This is a genomic window from Bradyrhizobium sp. T-12 (genome assembly GCF_058314695.1).
Genome location: NZ_CM177756.1, coordinates 4,508,047 through 4,523,572, shown reverse-complemented (window position 1 = coordinate 4,523,572; position 15,526 = coordinate 4,508,047). Strand labels below are relative to the sequence as shown.

Below are 15,526 nucleotides of genomic sequence, written 5' to 3'. Positions count from 1 at the left end.
CGCGAGTTCCATGGTCGCGACGAGGGAACAAGCCCGGGGGAAACACCGATGTGGAGTCTGCCGCCGACAGATAGCGTGCTGCATTTCCTGTCCCTGGTCGCGATCGCCGCCCAAGGCATGACGGCCGCGCTTGCCGCGGGGCGGCGCAGCATGGACTGGCTCGGGGTCTGCTTCCTCGGTTGCATCACCGCGCTCGGCGGCGGAACGCTGCGCGATCTCTTCCTCGGGCATTATCCGCTGGTCTGGGTGCAAAACCCGACCTATCTCGCGCTCGCCGGCGGCGCGGCCTTCCTCACAATCCTGTTCGCGCGTCTCGTGCACCGGCTGAAGGTCGCCTTCATCGTGCTCGACGCCATCGGCCTCGTCGTCTTCACCATGGCAGGCTGTGACGTCGCCTGGCAGATGGATGCCTCGCTGCCGATCGTCATCGTCTCGGGCATGGTGACCGGCTGCGCCGGCGGCGTGCTCCGCGACGTGCTCTGCAACGACGTGCCGCTCTTGTTCCGATCCGAGCTCTACGCCAGCGTCTCGGTGGTGACCGGCCTGTTCTATGCGACCGCGTTCGGCCTCAAGCTCAACCCCGAGCTCTCGACCCTCCTGACCTTCGCGCTCGGCATCGGCTTCCGTCTGCTGGCAGTGCGCTACAAATGGGAGATGCCGAAATTCGTGTTCACGGGAGATGAGGAGAGGTGAGCGCTGTCGCGCGTGAACGGCGAATTGCGAATAGAGGTGGCCATTCGCCAATCACTACTCGCCATTCGCCTCTCGCATCCTCGCCTTCGCGACCTGCGCCGGCGTGACCAGCAGACCCGCATTGCCCCAGGAATTGCGGATGTAGTTCGTCACGGCCGCGATCTCCGCATCGGACAGCTGCTTGGCATAGCCCGGCATCTCACCGGTGTTGGGCGCGCGCGGCGTGGTCAGGGTGTGGGCGCCGTCGAGGATGATGCGCAAGGTGGAGGAGGGATTGTTGGATTGCAGCAGCGCATTGCCCGGCAGCGGCGGATAGATGCGCGGGGCGCCTGAGCCGTCGGCTTCGTGGCAGGCGATGCAGAGTTTTGCATAGACCGCCTGGCCCGCCTTCATCTCGGCCTCATCCGGCGGCGTGACGATGGTCTCGCGTCGCGCTGGCGGCAGGCCCTTCAAGTAAACCGCGATGGCGCGCACATCGGCCTCGCTCATCTTGGACGTCGAGTTGACGATGACTTCCGCCATCGGTCCGCCGGCATGGCTTTTGGCATTGCGCCCGCTCTGCAGATATTCGGCGATGTCTTGCGCACTCCACGACTGCAATCCCGTGCGTGCCGCGCCATCGAGCCGCGGCGCGTACCATCCGCCGACCTCGCTGCCCGACAAGGCTTGCGCGCTCTTGTCCGCGCCGAAATAATTCTTCGGGGTGTGGCAGGCGCCGCAATGGCCGAGACCGGTGACGAGGTAGCCGCCCCTGTTCCAGGCCGCGCTCTTGCTCTGGTCCGGCTCGAACAGGCCGGGCTTGAAATACATCGCGTTCCAGATCCGCATCAGGCCGCGATAGCCGAACGGCCAGCGCAGCTCCGGCGGCTTGTTGCGGCTCACGTCAGGCGCGAGCGTGCCGAGATAGGCGCGGATCGCCAGCGTGTCGTCCTTCGTCATCTTCGTGAAGAAGGGATAGGGAAAGGCCGGGTAATAGTTCGAGCCGTCAGGCGCGATGCCGGTGCGCACGGCGCGCACGAAGTCGGCGTCCGTCCAGGCGCCGATCCCGGTGTCGCGCTCCGGGGTCAGGTTCGGCGCATAGATCGCGCCGAAGGGGGTGTCGATGCGCTTGCCGCCCGCGAACGGTCTTGCGGGATCGGCGGTGTGGCAGCCCGCGCAGTCGCCGGCCTCGACCAGCGTCTTGCCGTAGGCGATCAGCTCCGGCGACGGCTCGGCGGCGAGGGCCATGCCTGCAACCGCACTGCACAACGCCACGCCCGCAACAGCCAAGCCCGTCAGAATCGTCCGCATCCCAAGCTTCTCCTGCGACCAATCGACCGCACCGACGCAAGCGCGCCATCAATTCATTTCGCGATGGCGGGGGTATGGTGACACAAATTGAAAATGGCATGCGTGTTTCAGGCCACGAAATTGCGATTTTTACCCGGGCCTCCCTTTGCTCCAGATTTGTGATGCGGATCGTGAATTATCCGACATAGAGTGGCGAAACTGGTCGGCGCGCCCTAGCTAAAAACAACGGGACGGCAACGGCTTAAGCGACGCGAAGTGACAAAGACCTGAACAGGGCGGCAAAAGAGGACAGCATGGGCATCAACCAGGGTCCGATCAGTCTCGATCAAAAATACACCCAGGAAACCGGACACGTCTTCACCACGGGCATCCAGGCCCTGGTCCGCCTGCCCATGGCCCAGATCCGGCGCGACCGCGCCAGCGGCCTCAACACCGCGGGTTTCATCTCCGGCTATCGCGGATCGCCGCTCGGCGGCTACGACCAGCAGCTGTTCGCCGCGCGAAAGCATCTCGAGCAGTACAACATCAAGTTCCAGCCCGGCGTGAACGAGGACCTCGCGGCGACAGCCGTCTGGGGCTCGCAGCAGCTCAACCTCTCGCCCGGCGCCAAATATGACGGCGTGGTCGGCATCTGGTACGGCAAGGGCCCGGGCGTCGACCGCTGCGGCGACGTGTTCCGCCACGGCAATGCGGCAGGCTCGGCCAAGAACGGCGGCGTGCTGTGCCTTGCCGGTGACGACCACGGCGCCAAATCCTCGACCGTCCCGCATCAGTCCGACCACGCCTTCATGTCCGCGCTGATGCCGTATCTTTATCCCTCGAGCATCCATGAGATGATCGAGATGGGCCTGCTCGGCATCGCGATGTCGCGCTATTCCGGCTGCTGGGTCGGCATGAAGGTGATCACGGAGACGGTGGAGACCACCGCCGAGATCGACCTCACCGACGAGATGAAGCCGTTCATCATCCCCGCCGATTTCGAGCTGCCGCCCGGTGGCCTCAACCTGCGCTGGCCCGACGACCGCTTCGAGCAGGACCGCCGCCTGCAGGACTACAAGGGCTTCGCCGCGATCGCCTTTGCACGCGCCAACAAGGTCAACCGCGTCACCATGGATTCGCCGAATGCTCGCTTCGGCATCATGGCCTCGGGCAAGAGCTATGAGGACGTGCGCCAGGCGTTGCGCGAACTCGGCATCACCGAGCAGGTCGCGGCCAAGATCGGCCTTCGCCTCTACAAGATCGGCATGCCCTGGCCGCTGGAGCCGGAAGGTGTGCATGAATTCGCGGTCGGCCTGGAGGAGATTTTCATCGTCGAGGAGCGCCGCGAGATCGTCGAGAACCAGGTCAAGCAGGTGCTGTTCAACTGGCGCGACGACGTCCGTCCGCGCATCGTTGGCAAGATGGACGAGCACGACAAGCGCTTCCTGACCTTCGCTGCCGAGCTCAGCGTCGCCTCGCTCGCGACCTCGCTTACCGAGCGACTTCTCAAGCTCGATCTCAACCCCGAGATCGCGGAGATGCTCCGCGCCAAGGCCGACTGGTTCAACGGCCGCCAGGCGACCCAGATGCAGGCGGTCGCGCCCGTTTCCCGCACGCCTTACTTCTGCTCCGGCTGTCCCCACAACACCTCGACGAAAGTCCCTGAAGGCAGCCGCGCGCTCGCCGGCATCGGCTGCCACTTCATGGCGCTGTGGATGGACCGCTCGACCGAGACCTTCACGCATATGGGCGGCGAGGGCGTGCCGTGGGTCGGCATCGCACCCTTCACCAACGAGAACCACATTTTTGCGAACCTCGGCGACGGCACCTATTTCCATTCCGGGCTGCTGGCGATCCGGCAGGCAGTCGCCTCCAAGACCAATATCACCTACAAGATCCTTTACAACGACGCGGTGGCCATGACCGGCGGCCAGCGTCATGACGGCGATCTCTCGCCGCAGCAGATCACCTTCCAGCTCCATGCCGAAGGCATTCGCGAGATCTATCTGGTCTCGGAGGCGCCCGACTCCTATCCGGCCGACACCATCGCCCCGGGCGTGAAGCTGTATCACCGCGACGAGCTGCAGAACGTCATGAAGATGTGCCGCGAGTTCAAGGGCACATCGGCCATCGTGTTCGTGCAGACCTGCGCGGCCGAAAAGCGCCGCCGCCGCAAGCGCGGCCTGATGGAGGATCCGGCGCGCCGCGTCATGATCAACCCGGCCGTCTGCGAAGGCTGTGGCGACTGCTCGGTGCAGTCGAACTGCATCTCCGTCGAGCCGCTGGAGACCGAGTTCGGCCGCAAGCGCGCCATCAACCAGTCCTCCTGCAACAAGGATTATTCCTGCCTCAAGGGATTCTGCCCGTCCTTCGTCACCGTGGACGGCGGCAAGCCGCGCCATCGCGCGCCGGCGGAGCTCGCCGATATCGGCGAATTGCCCGAGCCGGCGTCGCGGCCGACGCTTGACAAGCCCTATAACATCGCGGTCGGCGGCGTCGGCGGCACCGGCGTGCTCACCATCGGCGCGCTGCTCGGCATGGCCGCGCATATCGAGGGCAAGGCCTCGATGATCCTCGACATGTCGGGTCTTGCGCAGAAAGGTGGCGCGGTGCTCAGCCATGTCCGCCTGTCCGATCATCCGGCGGAGGTGACGTGCTCGCGCATCGTCACCGGCACGGCCGATCTCGTGCTCGCCGCCGACGAAGTCGTTGCCGTCGCCAAGGACACGATCTCGCTCTGCGACTCCAGCCGCACCCGCGGCGTCATCAACAGCCACGTCATTCCGACCGCCGATTTCGTGCTCAACCGCGACTTCAACTTCCAGACCCGCAAGCTGACCGGGCTCTTGGAGACGGCTCTGCACAAGGACTCCGTCTTCTTCGACTTCACCAAGCCCGCCGAGCAGCTGCTCGGCGATGCCATCGCCACCAACATGATGATGATGGGCTATGCCTATCAGAAGGGACTGTTCCCGCTGTCGGCTGAAGCGATCGAGCAGGCGATCGAGGTCAACGGCGTCTCGATCAAGATGAACAAGGAAGCCTTCCGCCTCGGCCGCCTCGCGGTCGCCGATCCCCAACGTCTTGCTGACATGCTGAAAGGCACCGACGAGGTCGTTGCGCCCAAAACGCTGGACGCGATGACGCTCGATGAAGTCATCGAGCATCGCGCCAGGCACCTGACCGCCTATCAGAACAACCGTCTGTCCAAACGCTATCGCAAGCTGGTCGAGCAGGTTCGCGATGCCGCGGTGAAGGGTGGCTACGGCGATGCGCTGCCGCGCGCGGTCGCCGTGAACTATGCCAAGCTGCTGGCCTACAAGGACGAGTACGAGGTCGCGCGCCTCTACACCGACGGCGCCTTCGAGCAGCAGCTCCGCGACCAATTCGAGGGCGACTTCAAGTTCAACTTCAATCTTGCCCCGCCAATCCTCGGCGGCGGCCTCGACGCGCTCGGCCGCCCGAAGAAGCGCGCCTTCGGCCCGTGGATGCTGAACGTCTTCCGCGTGCTGGCAAAGTTCAAGTTCCTGCGCGGCACGGCACTCGACATCTTCGGCCGCAGCGCCGATCGCAAGCTCGAGCGCGACCTGATCGCCGGCTACGAGAAGGACGTCGCCACCGTGCTCGGCCTGTTGTCGCCTGTTACGATCGACACCGCCGTCGAGCTGTTGTCGCTGCCCGACCGCATCCGCGGCTACGGCCCGGTGAAGGAGAAGGCCGTGGCGGATGCCAAGGTGCGTTACGCGCAGCTCGCGGCGGATTTGGCGAGCCCGCCGCCCGCGCCAAGGCAGATAGCGGCGGAGTAGGGCGGTCTCGTCGGGCGGATTGGCGAAGCGTAATCCGCCACGACCATAAGGGTCGAGATCGACGTGGCGGGTTACGCCTTTGGCTAATCCGCTCTACACCGCGTCACCATGATGAGCTCGCAAAGTCGCTTTTCTGCCTTGCGAATTCTCAAGTGGAATCAATCCCCGTTCTACTGTGCATGAGGTTGTTTTCGAGAAATGGGAAAGCCGCAGCCGCTGTGAGCTCGGTCCTGTTCGTCCCAGTTGCGCCAACCCGCTGCTCTCTCGCTGGGCGGAATATTTCCGCGCTTGCCAATCCGCCCACCGCGGTTCAGAAAAACGGGGCAATAAAAAACGCGAGCGGAGACTTCTGTTTTGACCATCAAGGGCAAGGCCTACATTGCCGGGATCTACGAACACCCGACCCGGCATGCGCCGGACAAATCCACCGCCCAGCTCCACGCCGAGGTCGCCAAGGGGGCGATCGAGGATGCCGGGCTCAGCAAGGACGATGTCGACGGCTATTTCTGCGCGGGCGATGCGCCCGGCGGCGCCTGGCCCATGGTCGACTATCTCGGCCTCAACACCAAGAAGCTGCGGCACGTCGATTCCACCGAGACCGGCGGCTGTTCCTACATCATCCATCTCGGCCATGCCGCCGAGGCGATCGCCGCGGGCAAATGCTCGATCGCGCTGATCACGCTGGCCGGCAAGCCGCGCACCGGTGTGATGCCGCCGCGCGCGGCCGGCGCGGAAGCTGATTTCGAGTCGGCTTATGGGGCGACCACGCACAATGCCTACGGCATGTGTGCCATGCGCCACATGCACGACTATGGCACCACCTCGGAGCAGCTCGCCTGGATCAAGGTCGCAGCCTCGCATCACGCGCAATACAATCCGCATGCGATGCTCAAGGACGTCGTGACCGTCGAGGATGTCCTCAACTCGCCGATGATCTCCGATCCCTTGCATCGCATGGATTGCTGCGTCGTCTCCGACGGCGGCGGCGCGCTGATCGTGACGACGCCGGAGATCGCCAAGAGCTTGAAGAAGCCGCTCGTGCGCCTGATCGGCCATGGCGAAGCGATGAAGGGCCCGCGCGGCGGAAAGGATCTCGACCTCACGTACTCGGCCGGAATCTGGTCCGGCCCGCGCGCGTTCGAGGAAGCCGGCATCACGCCGAAGGACATCAAATACGCCTCGATCTATGACAGCTTCACCATCACGGTGCTGATGCAGCTCGAGGACCTCGGGTTCTGCAAGAAGGGCGAGGGCGGCAAGTTCGTCGCCGACGGCAATCTGATCTCGGGCGTCGGCAAGCTGCCGTTCAACACCGACGGCGGCGGCCTCTGCAGCAACCATCCGGTCAACCGCGGCGGCATGACCAAGATCCTCGAGGCTGTGCGCCAGCTGCGCGGCGAGGCGCATCCCAAGGTGCAGGTTCCGAATTGCGATCTCGCCATCGCCCACGGCACCGGCGGCCTCTTGGGTGTTCGCCACGCCGCCTCGACGGCCATTCTGGAGCGCGTGTGATGAGCGAGACGAAAAAGTATCCGGCCCCGGTGACCAACCCCGAGACCGCTGCGTTCTGGGACGCGGCGAAAGAGGGCAAGTTCATGATCAAGCGCTGCACGGCGTGCGGCGAGGCGCATTACTTCCCGCGCTCGATCTGTCCGTTCTGTTACTCCGACAAGACGGTGTGGGAAGAGGCGTCGGGTGAAGGCACGATCTACACCTACAGCCTGATGCGGAAGTCGCCGACCGGTCCTTACGCCATCGGCTACGTCACGCTGAAGGAGGGGCCGTCGGTGCAGACCAATTTCGTCGACTGCGATCTGACGACGCTGAAGATCGGCCAGAAGGTGAAGGTGGTGTTCAAGCCGACGGACGGCGCCCCGCTGCCGTTCTTCACGGTGGCCTGACCTTTTCCCTTCTCCCCCTGTGGGAGAAGGTGGCGTAGGCCGCCTCCAGCGGCCGTTCTAACAGGGACGCCGAAGCGAAGCTTCGGCTTTGGCGCCGGATGAGGGGTATCGCTCCGCGGAAAGACTTTCCCTGCAGAGGCAACCCCTCACCCAAACGAGTTTGCCGCATGGCTCTCGCAGCCCTCTCCCACAAGGGAAGAGGGCACTTCGACTGGCAGCGGCGCATAAGAATCCGGAGAGGAAACCAGAAAAATGTCCGCCCGATACGAAGAGCTCAAATCCCTCAAGAACCTCGGCCAGAAATACGCCTATAGCGATCGCGAGGTGATGCTCTACGCCTACGGCATCGGGCTCGGCGCTGACCCCATGGACGAGAACGAGCTCGCCTTCGTCAACGAGGGCACGTTTACGCCGCGACCGCTGAAGGTGGTGCCGACTTTTGCCTCCGTCGCGGCGTGGGGCTCGGGGCCGGGCGAGATGAACCTCAACCGCGTCATGGTGGTCGACGGCGAGCGCGACATCACCTTCCACCAGCCGCTGCCGGTGGCCGCCAACATCACCGCCGATTCCTCCGTGCTCGAGGTCTACGACAAGGGCAAGGACAAGGGCGTCGTGATCGTGCACCAGACCGTGCTGAAGAACGGGAAGGGCGAGAAGTTGGCAACGCTGGTCGCCTCGCGCTTCGCCCGCGGCGATGGCGGCTTCGGCGGGCCGAACCTGACCCAGCCCGATCCGCACAAGATCCCATCGCGCGAGCCTGACAAGACCATCGACATCACGACCCGCCCCGACCAGGCCCTGGTCTACCGCCTCTGCGGCGACCGCAACCCGCTGCACTCGGATCCCGAGTTCGCCAAGAAGGCCGGCTTCCCGCGCCCGATCCTGCACGGCATGTGCACTTACGGCATCACCTGCCGCGGCGTGCTCCAGACCTATGCCGACTACGACGCCAGCGCCTTCCGCCAGCACGTCGCTCGGTTCTCCTCGCCGGTCTATCCCGGCGAGACCGTGACCATGGACCTTTGGAAGGACGGCAACACGATCTCGTTCGAAGCCAAGGTGAAGGCGAGGGGCGTCACGGTGATCAAGAACGGCAGGACGGTGCTGGGCTAGGACTCTCTCGTGCCCCGGACGCAGCGCAGCGCTTCTTCAGCGGTGCGCTGCAGAGCCGGGGGCCCAGAGTACCAGGCGAAGAAAGAGCCGGGACCCGAAAGAAGCAAACAGGGAGACGCCACCATGGGACTACTCGACGGCAAGGTTGCGCTGATCACCGGCGCGGGCGGCGGGCTCGGTGAGGCCTACGCAAAGCTGTTCGCGCGGGAAGGGGCCTCGGTCGTCGTCAACGACCTCGGCGGGCCCCGTGACGGCTCCGGCGCCGACACCTCCATGGCGCAGCAAGTCGTGGATGCGATCAAGGCCGAGGGCGGCAAGGCGGTCGCCAACGGCGCCGACATCTCCACCATGGAGGGCGGCCAGTCCGTCTTCGACGACGCCATCAAGCATTTCGGCCGTGCCGACATCCTGGTCAACAATGCCGGCATTTTGCGCGACCAGACCTTTCACAAGGCGTCCGAATCCGACTGGGACAAGGTCATCAAGGTCCACCTGAAGGGCACCTTTTGTTGCACCATGCCGGTGTTTCGCTGGATGCGGGAAAACGGCGGCGGCGTGATCGTCAACACCTCCTCGACCTCAGGCCTGATCGGCAATTTCGGCCAGACCAATTACGGCGCGGCCAAGGGCGGCATCTGGGGCCTGTCCAACGTGCTGGCGATCGAGGGCCGCAAATACAACATCCGGATCTGGACGCTCGCTCCGGGCGCGCTGACCCGCATGACCGCAGACCTGCCCCGCTATAAGGAGAACCCGGGGGCGGCGCTGGGGCCGGACGGCATCGCGCCGGCCGTGCTATACATGGTCAGCGACTTGTCGGGCGACCAGACCGGCAAGGTGCTGGGCGTGTCCGGGCCCCGCGGCGTGCGCGAGATGCGGATGATGGAGATGGAAGGCTGGAAACCGCCGCACACGGGCTGGAAGGCCCAGGACATCGCCGATCATGCTAAGGAGATCTTCTTCTCCGAGGAGCAGATCAAGATGGGCGCGCGACGGTTTTAGCCGTTGTTGTCGTTCCGGGGCGCTTCGATGAAGCGAACCCGGAACCTCGAGATTCTCAGGTGCGCAATTGCGCACCAGAGTTCCGTTCTGCGAGCCGCCCCGGAATGACGAACAAGGGATAATGGACTGATGAAACTCACCGCCGACGCCAAGGGCACTTTCGCAATCGCGCCGACGCCATTCCACGACGACGGCCGCATCGACGAGCGCTCGATCGACCGCCTGACCGATTTTTACGAAGAGGTCGGCTGCGACGGCGTGACGGTGCTGGGCATCCTCGGCGAGGCCCCCAAGCTCGATGCCGCCGAGGCCGAGCAGGTGGCGGTGCGCTTCGTCAAGCGCGCGAAGAAAATGCAGGTGATCGTCGGCGTCTCCGCGCCGGGCTTTGCCACCATGCGCTCGCTGGCGAAGGCCTCGATGGACGCGGGCGCGGCCGGCGTCATGATCGCGCCGCCTCCGTCCTTGCGCACCGACGACCAGATCGTCACCTATTTCAAGCAGGCGGCCGAGGCGATCGGCCCGGATGTGCCCTGGGTCCTGCAGGACTATCCGCTGACGCTCTCGGTGGTGTTCACGCCGGCCGTGATCCGCAAGATCGTCATGGACAATCCGAACTGCGTGATGCTCAAGCACGAGGACTGGCCGGGCCTGGAGAAGATCACGACCCTGCGCGGCTTCCAGAAGGACTGCTCGCTCCGTCCGCTCTCGATCCTCTGCGGCAATGGCGGCACCTTCCTGGACTTCGAGATGGAGCGCGGCGCCGACGGCGCCATGACCGGTTACGCCTTCCCGGAGCTTCTGATCGACGTCGTGAATCTCTCCAAGGCCGGCAAGCGCGATGCCGCGCATGATCTGTTCGACGCGCATCTGCCGCTGATCCGCTATGAGCAGCAGCCCGGTGTCGGCCTGACCATCCGCAAATACGTGCTGCAGAAGCGCGGCATCATCGCCTCCAGCGCGCAGCGCAAGCCGGGCGCGACGATCACGGCGACAGCGAAGGCGGAGGTCGAGTACCTCTTGTCGCGTGTTGCCCGGGTCGACAAGCGCGCCAATCTCGGCCCGCAATCCAGCGCCGCGGGTTAGTTGCATGGCCGAAGCATCAGCATCACGCCCGGCCTCGACGATCCTCCTGCTGCGCGACGGCGAGAAGGACATCGAAATCTTCATGATGGTCCGCCATCATCAGATCGAGTTCAACTCGGGCGCGCTGGTGTTTCCCGGCGGCAGCGTCGATGCCGGCGACAAGGAGATCGTCGCCCGTGCCGACCTTTATTCCGGCGGTGAAGGTCTCAGCGAAGCGGACCGCGGTTTTCGCATCGCCGCGATCCGCGAGACGTTCGAGGAGAGCGGCATTCTGCTGGCGCGCGCGAAAGACACGGGCGCGCCTGTCGATGCCCGGCGTGCCGGCGAGATCGCCGATGCGCATCGCGTCGCGCTCAACGAGCACAAGGTCAGCTTCCTCAGTATATTGGCTGACAACAACCTCCAACTGGCGCTCGACACGCTGGTGCCTTACGCGCACTGGATCACGCCGGAGGGCATGCCAAAGCGTTTCGACACCTGGTTCTTCCTCGCCGCCGCGCCGCCCGACCAGCTCGGAGCCCATGACGGTAGGGAGTCCACCGACTCGATCTGGCTGTCAGCGCGCGAGGCGGTGGAGGGCGGCGAGAGCGGCCGCTTCAAGCTGCCGTTCCCGACCACGCGCAATCTGATCCGGCTCGCCAAGCAGCCGAACGTGAGCGCTGCACTCGACCATGCCCGCGGCATGTCGATCGTTACGGTAATGCCGGTCATGACCAAGACCGAAACCGGCCGCCAGCTCCACATCCCCCGCGAGGCCGGCTATGACGGTGAGGTGTTCGAGGTCGGGGCGGTCGGCTAATACACTTCGACAAGCAACGAAGTATTTTCGCCTGCGGGCGCGCTAGGTTCCGTCCATCGTGGAATGGACGGGACGCACCGAATGGACAACCGGCAGGACACCAACATCGCGGTCGAGCTAGCGCTCCTACTCGCGCTCGCAACGCTCTGGGGCGGCTCCTACACCTTCATCAAGCTCGGCGTTGCCACCATCCCACCGATCACGCTGATCGCGGCGCGAACCACGATCGCGGGCCTGCTGCTCGTCCTCGTCATGTGGGCGCGCGGCATCAAGATGCCCGCGGATGCCGCGACCTGGCGGCGCTTCGGCTTCCAGGCCGTGCTCAACAGCGTCATCCCCTGGACGCTGATCGCCTGGGGCGAGCGCCATGTCGACGCCGCGCTCGCCACCATCCTCAACTCGGCCGGACCGATCTTCACCTTCCTGCTCACGGCCGTCGTCACCCGCCACGAGGCGACGAGCCCGCGGAAACTGTTCGGCGTGGTCGCCGGAATGGCCGGGATCCTGCTGATCGTCGGCGTCGACGCCTTTCACGACATCGGCGGCGGCCTCATTGCGGAGGCCGCCATCGTCGCCGCCACCATCTGCTACGCCTGCGCCGCGATCTTCGGCCGCAGCTTCAAGGGCCTCGATCCGATGGCGCCGGCCGCCGGCTCGCTGCTGGCCGGGGCCGCGGTCCTGCTTCCGGCCTCGCTCGCGGTCGAGCAGCCCTGGACGCTGTCGCCGTCGCTGAGCTCCGTGCTGGCGTTGCTTGCGCTCGCATTGTTCTCGACCGCCGCGGCCTTCGTGATCTACTTCCGCCTGATCCAGACCCTGGGCTCGGTCGGCACCACCGCGCAGGCCTATCTCCGGGTGCCCATCGGCGTCGCCATCAGCGTCGCCTTCCTCGGCGAGAGCCTGAGTCGGACCGCCTGGATGGGGCTGGCCTGCGTGGTCCTCGGCGTCGCCGCCATGACCATTCCGGCCCGGCGGCTGGCGAGCGTCAAACCGTCATAGGCCGGGGGAAGAGGGCTCCGGGACCGCGATATTTGGGATAAACGGCGTCCGGAGGCATGTTCCCCCCGGGCGGCAATACGTCGTATATTGGACCCCCAGTAGCCCGGTCCTCTCATCACCAATGTCCGCCGAATTGACGCCGATCCCTGAGAAAAAGCGTACCTTCTCGCTCTCCATCGGCCAGCTCACCTTCGGCAGCTTCCTGCTCGTGCTGGCGGTGATCATCGTCACCTCGACCGCGAGCGTGATCGCGATCCGGCACATCGACACGACCTTCGCCGAGCTGCAGCGGCTCCAGAGCGTCGGCGACCTCGCCGAGGACATCGACCGCCGCATGAACGAATTGCGCCTCGCCGCGCGCGACTTCGTCACCGATCCCGGCGCCGGCATCCAGTTCAAGCAGGTGGGTGAGGCGGCCTCGACCCTCAGCGAGATCCTGAAGAAGACCCGCATCGAGCTCGCGCCCGAGCAGCAGGACATGATCGACGGCGTCACCGAACGCCTCGCGACCTACCGGACCGGCCTCGAGCGGATCTCGACCCTGATCGACCGCCGCGCCCAGCTGCTCGCCGGCCTGCCGCCGCTGCGCGACCGGTTCGATGTCGCCGTCTCCGGCACGGCCGACCGTGAGCTCGCCTCGCGCCTGTCGGAGGCGCAGAGCCGCATCGCGCTCGGGTTGCTTGCCCGCAACCCGTCCGCGGCGGAGCAGGCCGCCCAGAGCATGCGGGCACTGAACATCGCCGATGCCGGGCTGAGCTCGGCGGTGAACGATTATGCCGAGGCCATCATGGCCGTGGCCGTGCGCGAGCGGCAGATTGCCGACATCGACCGCGAGGTGCTGGGAACCGAGGGCCGGCTGATCGGCCGCGTCACCGAATTGCTGCGCGAGGTCAGCGACCGGCGCGGCCACGTGCTGTCGCGCGACTTCGCCCGGACGCTGACGGAGGCGCGCTGGCAGAGCATCGTGCTCGGCACCATAGGCGTCCTGATCGGCATCGGGGCTGCCTTGTTCGTTGTGCGCAGGACGGTCCGTCCGCTCGCCCAGATCGCACGCTCGATCCGCGCGCTCGCCGCCGGCCGCAAGGACACTTCCATTCCGTCCGCCGACCTCGACAACGAGATCGGCGACATCGCGCGTGCCGCCGAAGTGTTCCGCCGCGCGCTGGAGGAGGCCGACACGGCACGCGAGGCGGCGGTGCGCGCGCTGACCGAGCAGCGCCTCGCCGAAGAGAGCTACCGCAAACTGTTCGAGGGCTCGATCGACGGCATCTACGTGACGACGCCGGCCGGCGATCTGCTCAACGCCAATCCCGCGCTGGCGCGGATGATGGGCTACGACAGCCCGCAGCAACTCATCGCCAGCATCAGCGACATCGCCCATACCATCTACGTCCATCCCGAGGCGCGCGTCGAATACCAGCGGCTGATGGCGCGCGACGGCATGGTGCGGGAGTTCGAGTATCAGGTGCGCCAGCGCAGCGGCGACATCCTGTGGCTCTCCGACAGCGCCACCGGCGTGCGGGACGAAGCGGGCCACATTGTCCGCTACGAGGGCACGCTACGCGACATCACCGACCAGAAGCGGGCGGAAGACGCCATTGCCGAAGGCCGGCGCCTGCTGCAGCAGGTCATCGACACCGTGCCGGCGGTGATCAACGTCAAGGATCGCGACCTTCGCTATGTGCTGATGAACCGCTACATGGCGGGCATCTTCGGCATCGAGCCCGGCGACGCGCTCGGCCGCACCACGGCGGACCTGATGTCGCGCTATGGCGCGGCCAAGACCGACGAGAACGACAAGCGCGTGCTCAGCATCCGCAAGGGGCTCGGCTTCTACGAGGAGGAGTACAAGGACGCCTCCGGCAACATGCGGCAATGGCTGGTCAACAAGCTGCCGCTGCTCGACGCCGAGGGCGAGATCGAACGGATCGTCACCGTCGCGCTCGACATCGGCGAGCGCAAGCGCGGCGAGCAGGAGATGCGCAAGGCCAAGGAAGCCGCCGAGACGGCGCTGCGCAATCTGCGCCAGACGCAGGCCTCGCTGATCGAGGCCGAGAAGCTCGCCGCGCTCGGGCGCCTCGTTGCTGGCGTCGCGCACGAGGTCAACAATCCCGTCGGCATCAGCCTCACGGTCGCATCCGCGCTGGAGCGCAAGACCGCGATCTTCACCGCTGAGGTCGAGCGCGGCGAGCTCCGCCGCTCCACGCTCAACGATTTCCTCAGCACCAGCCGCGATGCGTCCTCGCAGCTCGTCTCCAACCTCAACCGCGCGGCCGAACTGATCCAGTCGTTCAAGCAGGTCGCGGCCGACCGCAACTATTCGGACCAGCGCACGTTCGATCTCGGCGACCTCACCGAGCAGGTGGTGATGAGCCTGCGGCCGGGCCTGCGCAAGCACAACCTCACGCTCAATGTCGAGTGCCAGCCTGATCTGACCATGAACAGCTATCCCGGCCCGTACGGCCAGGTGCTGACCAACCTGTTTCTCAACTCGGTGGCGCACGCCTTCCCGGACGGCCGGCCGGGGACCATCGACATCCAGGTGCGGGAGTCCGGCAAGGACAATGTCGAGATCATCTTCTCCGACAACGGCTGCGGCATGTCGCTCGACGTCCGCCGCCGCGCCTTCGATCCGTTCTTCACGACGCGGCGCGACCAGGGCGGCACAGGCCTCGGCCTGCACATCGTCTACAGCATCGTCACCAACCGGCTCGGCGGGCGGCTCGATCTCGATTCCGAACCGGGCAGTGGCACGCGCATCCAGATCATCCTGCCGCGCGTGGCGCCGCTCGAGCAGGCTGCGGAATAGCTTCTGTTGTCCAAGCATGATCTCCGCGCAAACGCGTTCCGCGTTTGTCGCGAGA

At 65.5% G+C, this 15,526-nt stretch carries 11 protein-coding genes; 10 read left to right on the top strand and 1 reads right to left on the bottom strand.

What is annotated here, in order from left to right; genetic code table 11:
- The first annotated feature begins 48 nt into the window (after positions 1-48).
- Positions 49-693 carry a trimeric intracellular cation channel family protein gene (locus tag AC0WRY_RS21445; protein ID WP_194402755.1) on the top strand — a complete coding sequence of 215 codons (645 nt, stop codon included), beginning with the start codon at positions 49-51 and terminating at the stop codon, positions 691-693.
- Between the two features lie 54 nt (positions 694-747).
- Here AC0WRY_RS21445 and AC0WRY_RS21440 read toward each other — a convergent pair whose 3' ends face one another.
- The gene (locus AC0WRY_RS21440; RefSeq protein WP_194402754.1) at positions 748-1,983 is read right to left on the bottom strand and encodes a cytochrome c; all 1,236 of its coding nucleotides are present in this window, start codon (positions 1,981-1,983) and stop codon (positions 748-750) included.
- A gap of 293 nt (positions 1,984-2,276) precedes the next feature.
- On the opposite strand from AC0WRY_RS21440, the gene AC0WRY_RS21435 reads away from it, so the two are divergent.
- The 9 genes from AC0WRY_RS21435 (at position 2,277) to AC0WRY_RS21395 (ending at position 15,471) form a co-directional block, all read left to right on the top strand.
- The gene (locus AC0WRY_RS21435; protein ID WP_194402753.1) at positions 2,277-5,768 is read left to right on the top strand and encodes an indolepyruvate ferredoxin oxidoreductase family protein; all 3,492 of its coding nucleotides are present in this window, start codon (positions 2,277-2,279) and stop codon (positions 5,766-5,768) included.
- A gap of 354 nt (positions 5,769-6,122) precedes the next feature.
- A complete protein-coding gene (locus tag AC0WRY_RS21430) occupies positions 6,123-7,280 on the top strand; it encodes a thiolase family protein (RefSeq protein WP_194402752.1) in 1,158 nt (385 codons plus the stop codon).
- Positions 7,280-7,669 (top strand): Zn-ribbon domain-containing OB-fold protein, encoded by a 390-nt coding sequence (locus AC0WRY_RS21425; RefSeq protein ID WP_063195061.1) that lies wholly within the window; start codon positions 7,280-7,282, stop codon positions 7,667-7,669. Before AC0WRY_RS21430 ends, AC0WRY_RS21425 begins: the two co-directional genes overlap by 1 nt.
- A 252-nt stretch (positions 7,670-7,921) precedes the next feature.
- On the top strand, positions 7,922-8,782 hold the full coding sequence (locus AC0WRY_RS21420; protein ID WP_194402751.1) for a MaoC family dehydratase: 861 nt from the start codon (positions 7,922-7,924) through the stop codon (positions 8,780-8,782).
- A 123-nt stretch (positions 8,783-8,905) separates the two neighbouring features.
- Positions 8,906-9,784 carry an SDR family oxidoreductase gene (locus AC0WRY_RS21415; RefSeq protein WP_194402750.1) on the top strand — a complete coding sequence of 293 codons (879 nt, stop codon included), beginning with the start codon at positions 8,906-8,908 and terminating at the stop codon, positions 9,782-9,784.
- Between the two features lie 129 nt (positions 9,785-9,913).
- Positions 9,914-10,867 carry a dihydrodipicolinate synthase family protein gene (locus tag AC0WRY_RS21410; RefSeq protein WP_194402749.1) on the top strand — a complete coding sequence of 318 codons (954 nt, stop codon included), beginning with the start codon at positions 9,914-9,916 and terminating at the stop codon, positions 10,865-10,867.
- Between the two features lie 4 nt (positions 10,868-10,871).
- A complete protein-coding gene (locus AC0WRY_RS21405) occupies positions 10,872-11,666 on the top strand; it encodes an NUDIX hydrolase (protein ID WP_194402748.1) in 795 nt (264 codons plus the stop codon).
- An 81-nt stretch (positions 11,667-11,747) separates the two neighbouring features.
- Positions 11,748-12,662: a DMT family transporter gene (locus tag AC0WRY_RS21400; protein WP_194402747.1), complete on the top strand. Its 915-nt coding sequence runs from the start codon at positions 11,748-11,750 to the stop codon at positions 12,660-12,662.
- Between the two features lie 121 nt (positions 12,663-12,783).
- Positions 12,784-15,471, top strand: a complete 2,688-nt coding sequence (locus tag AC0WRY_RS21395; RefSeq protein WP_194402746.1) for a PAS domain S-box protein — start codon at positions 12,784-12,786, stop codon at positions 15,469-15,471.
- Positions 15,472-15,526 lie beyond the last annotated feature (55 nt).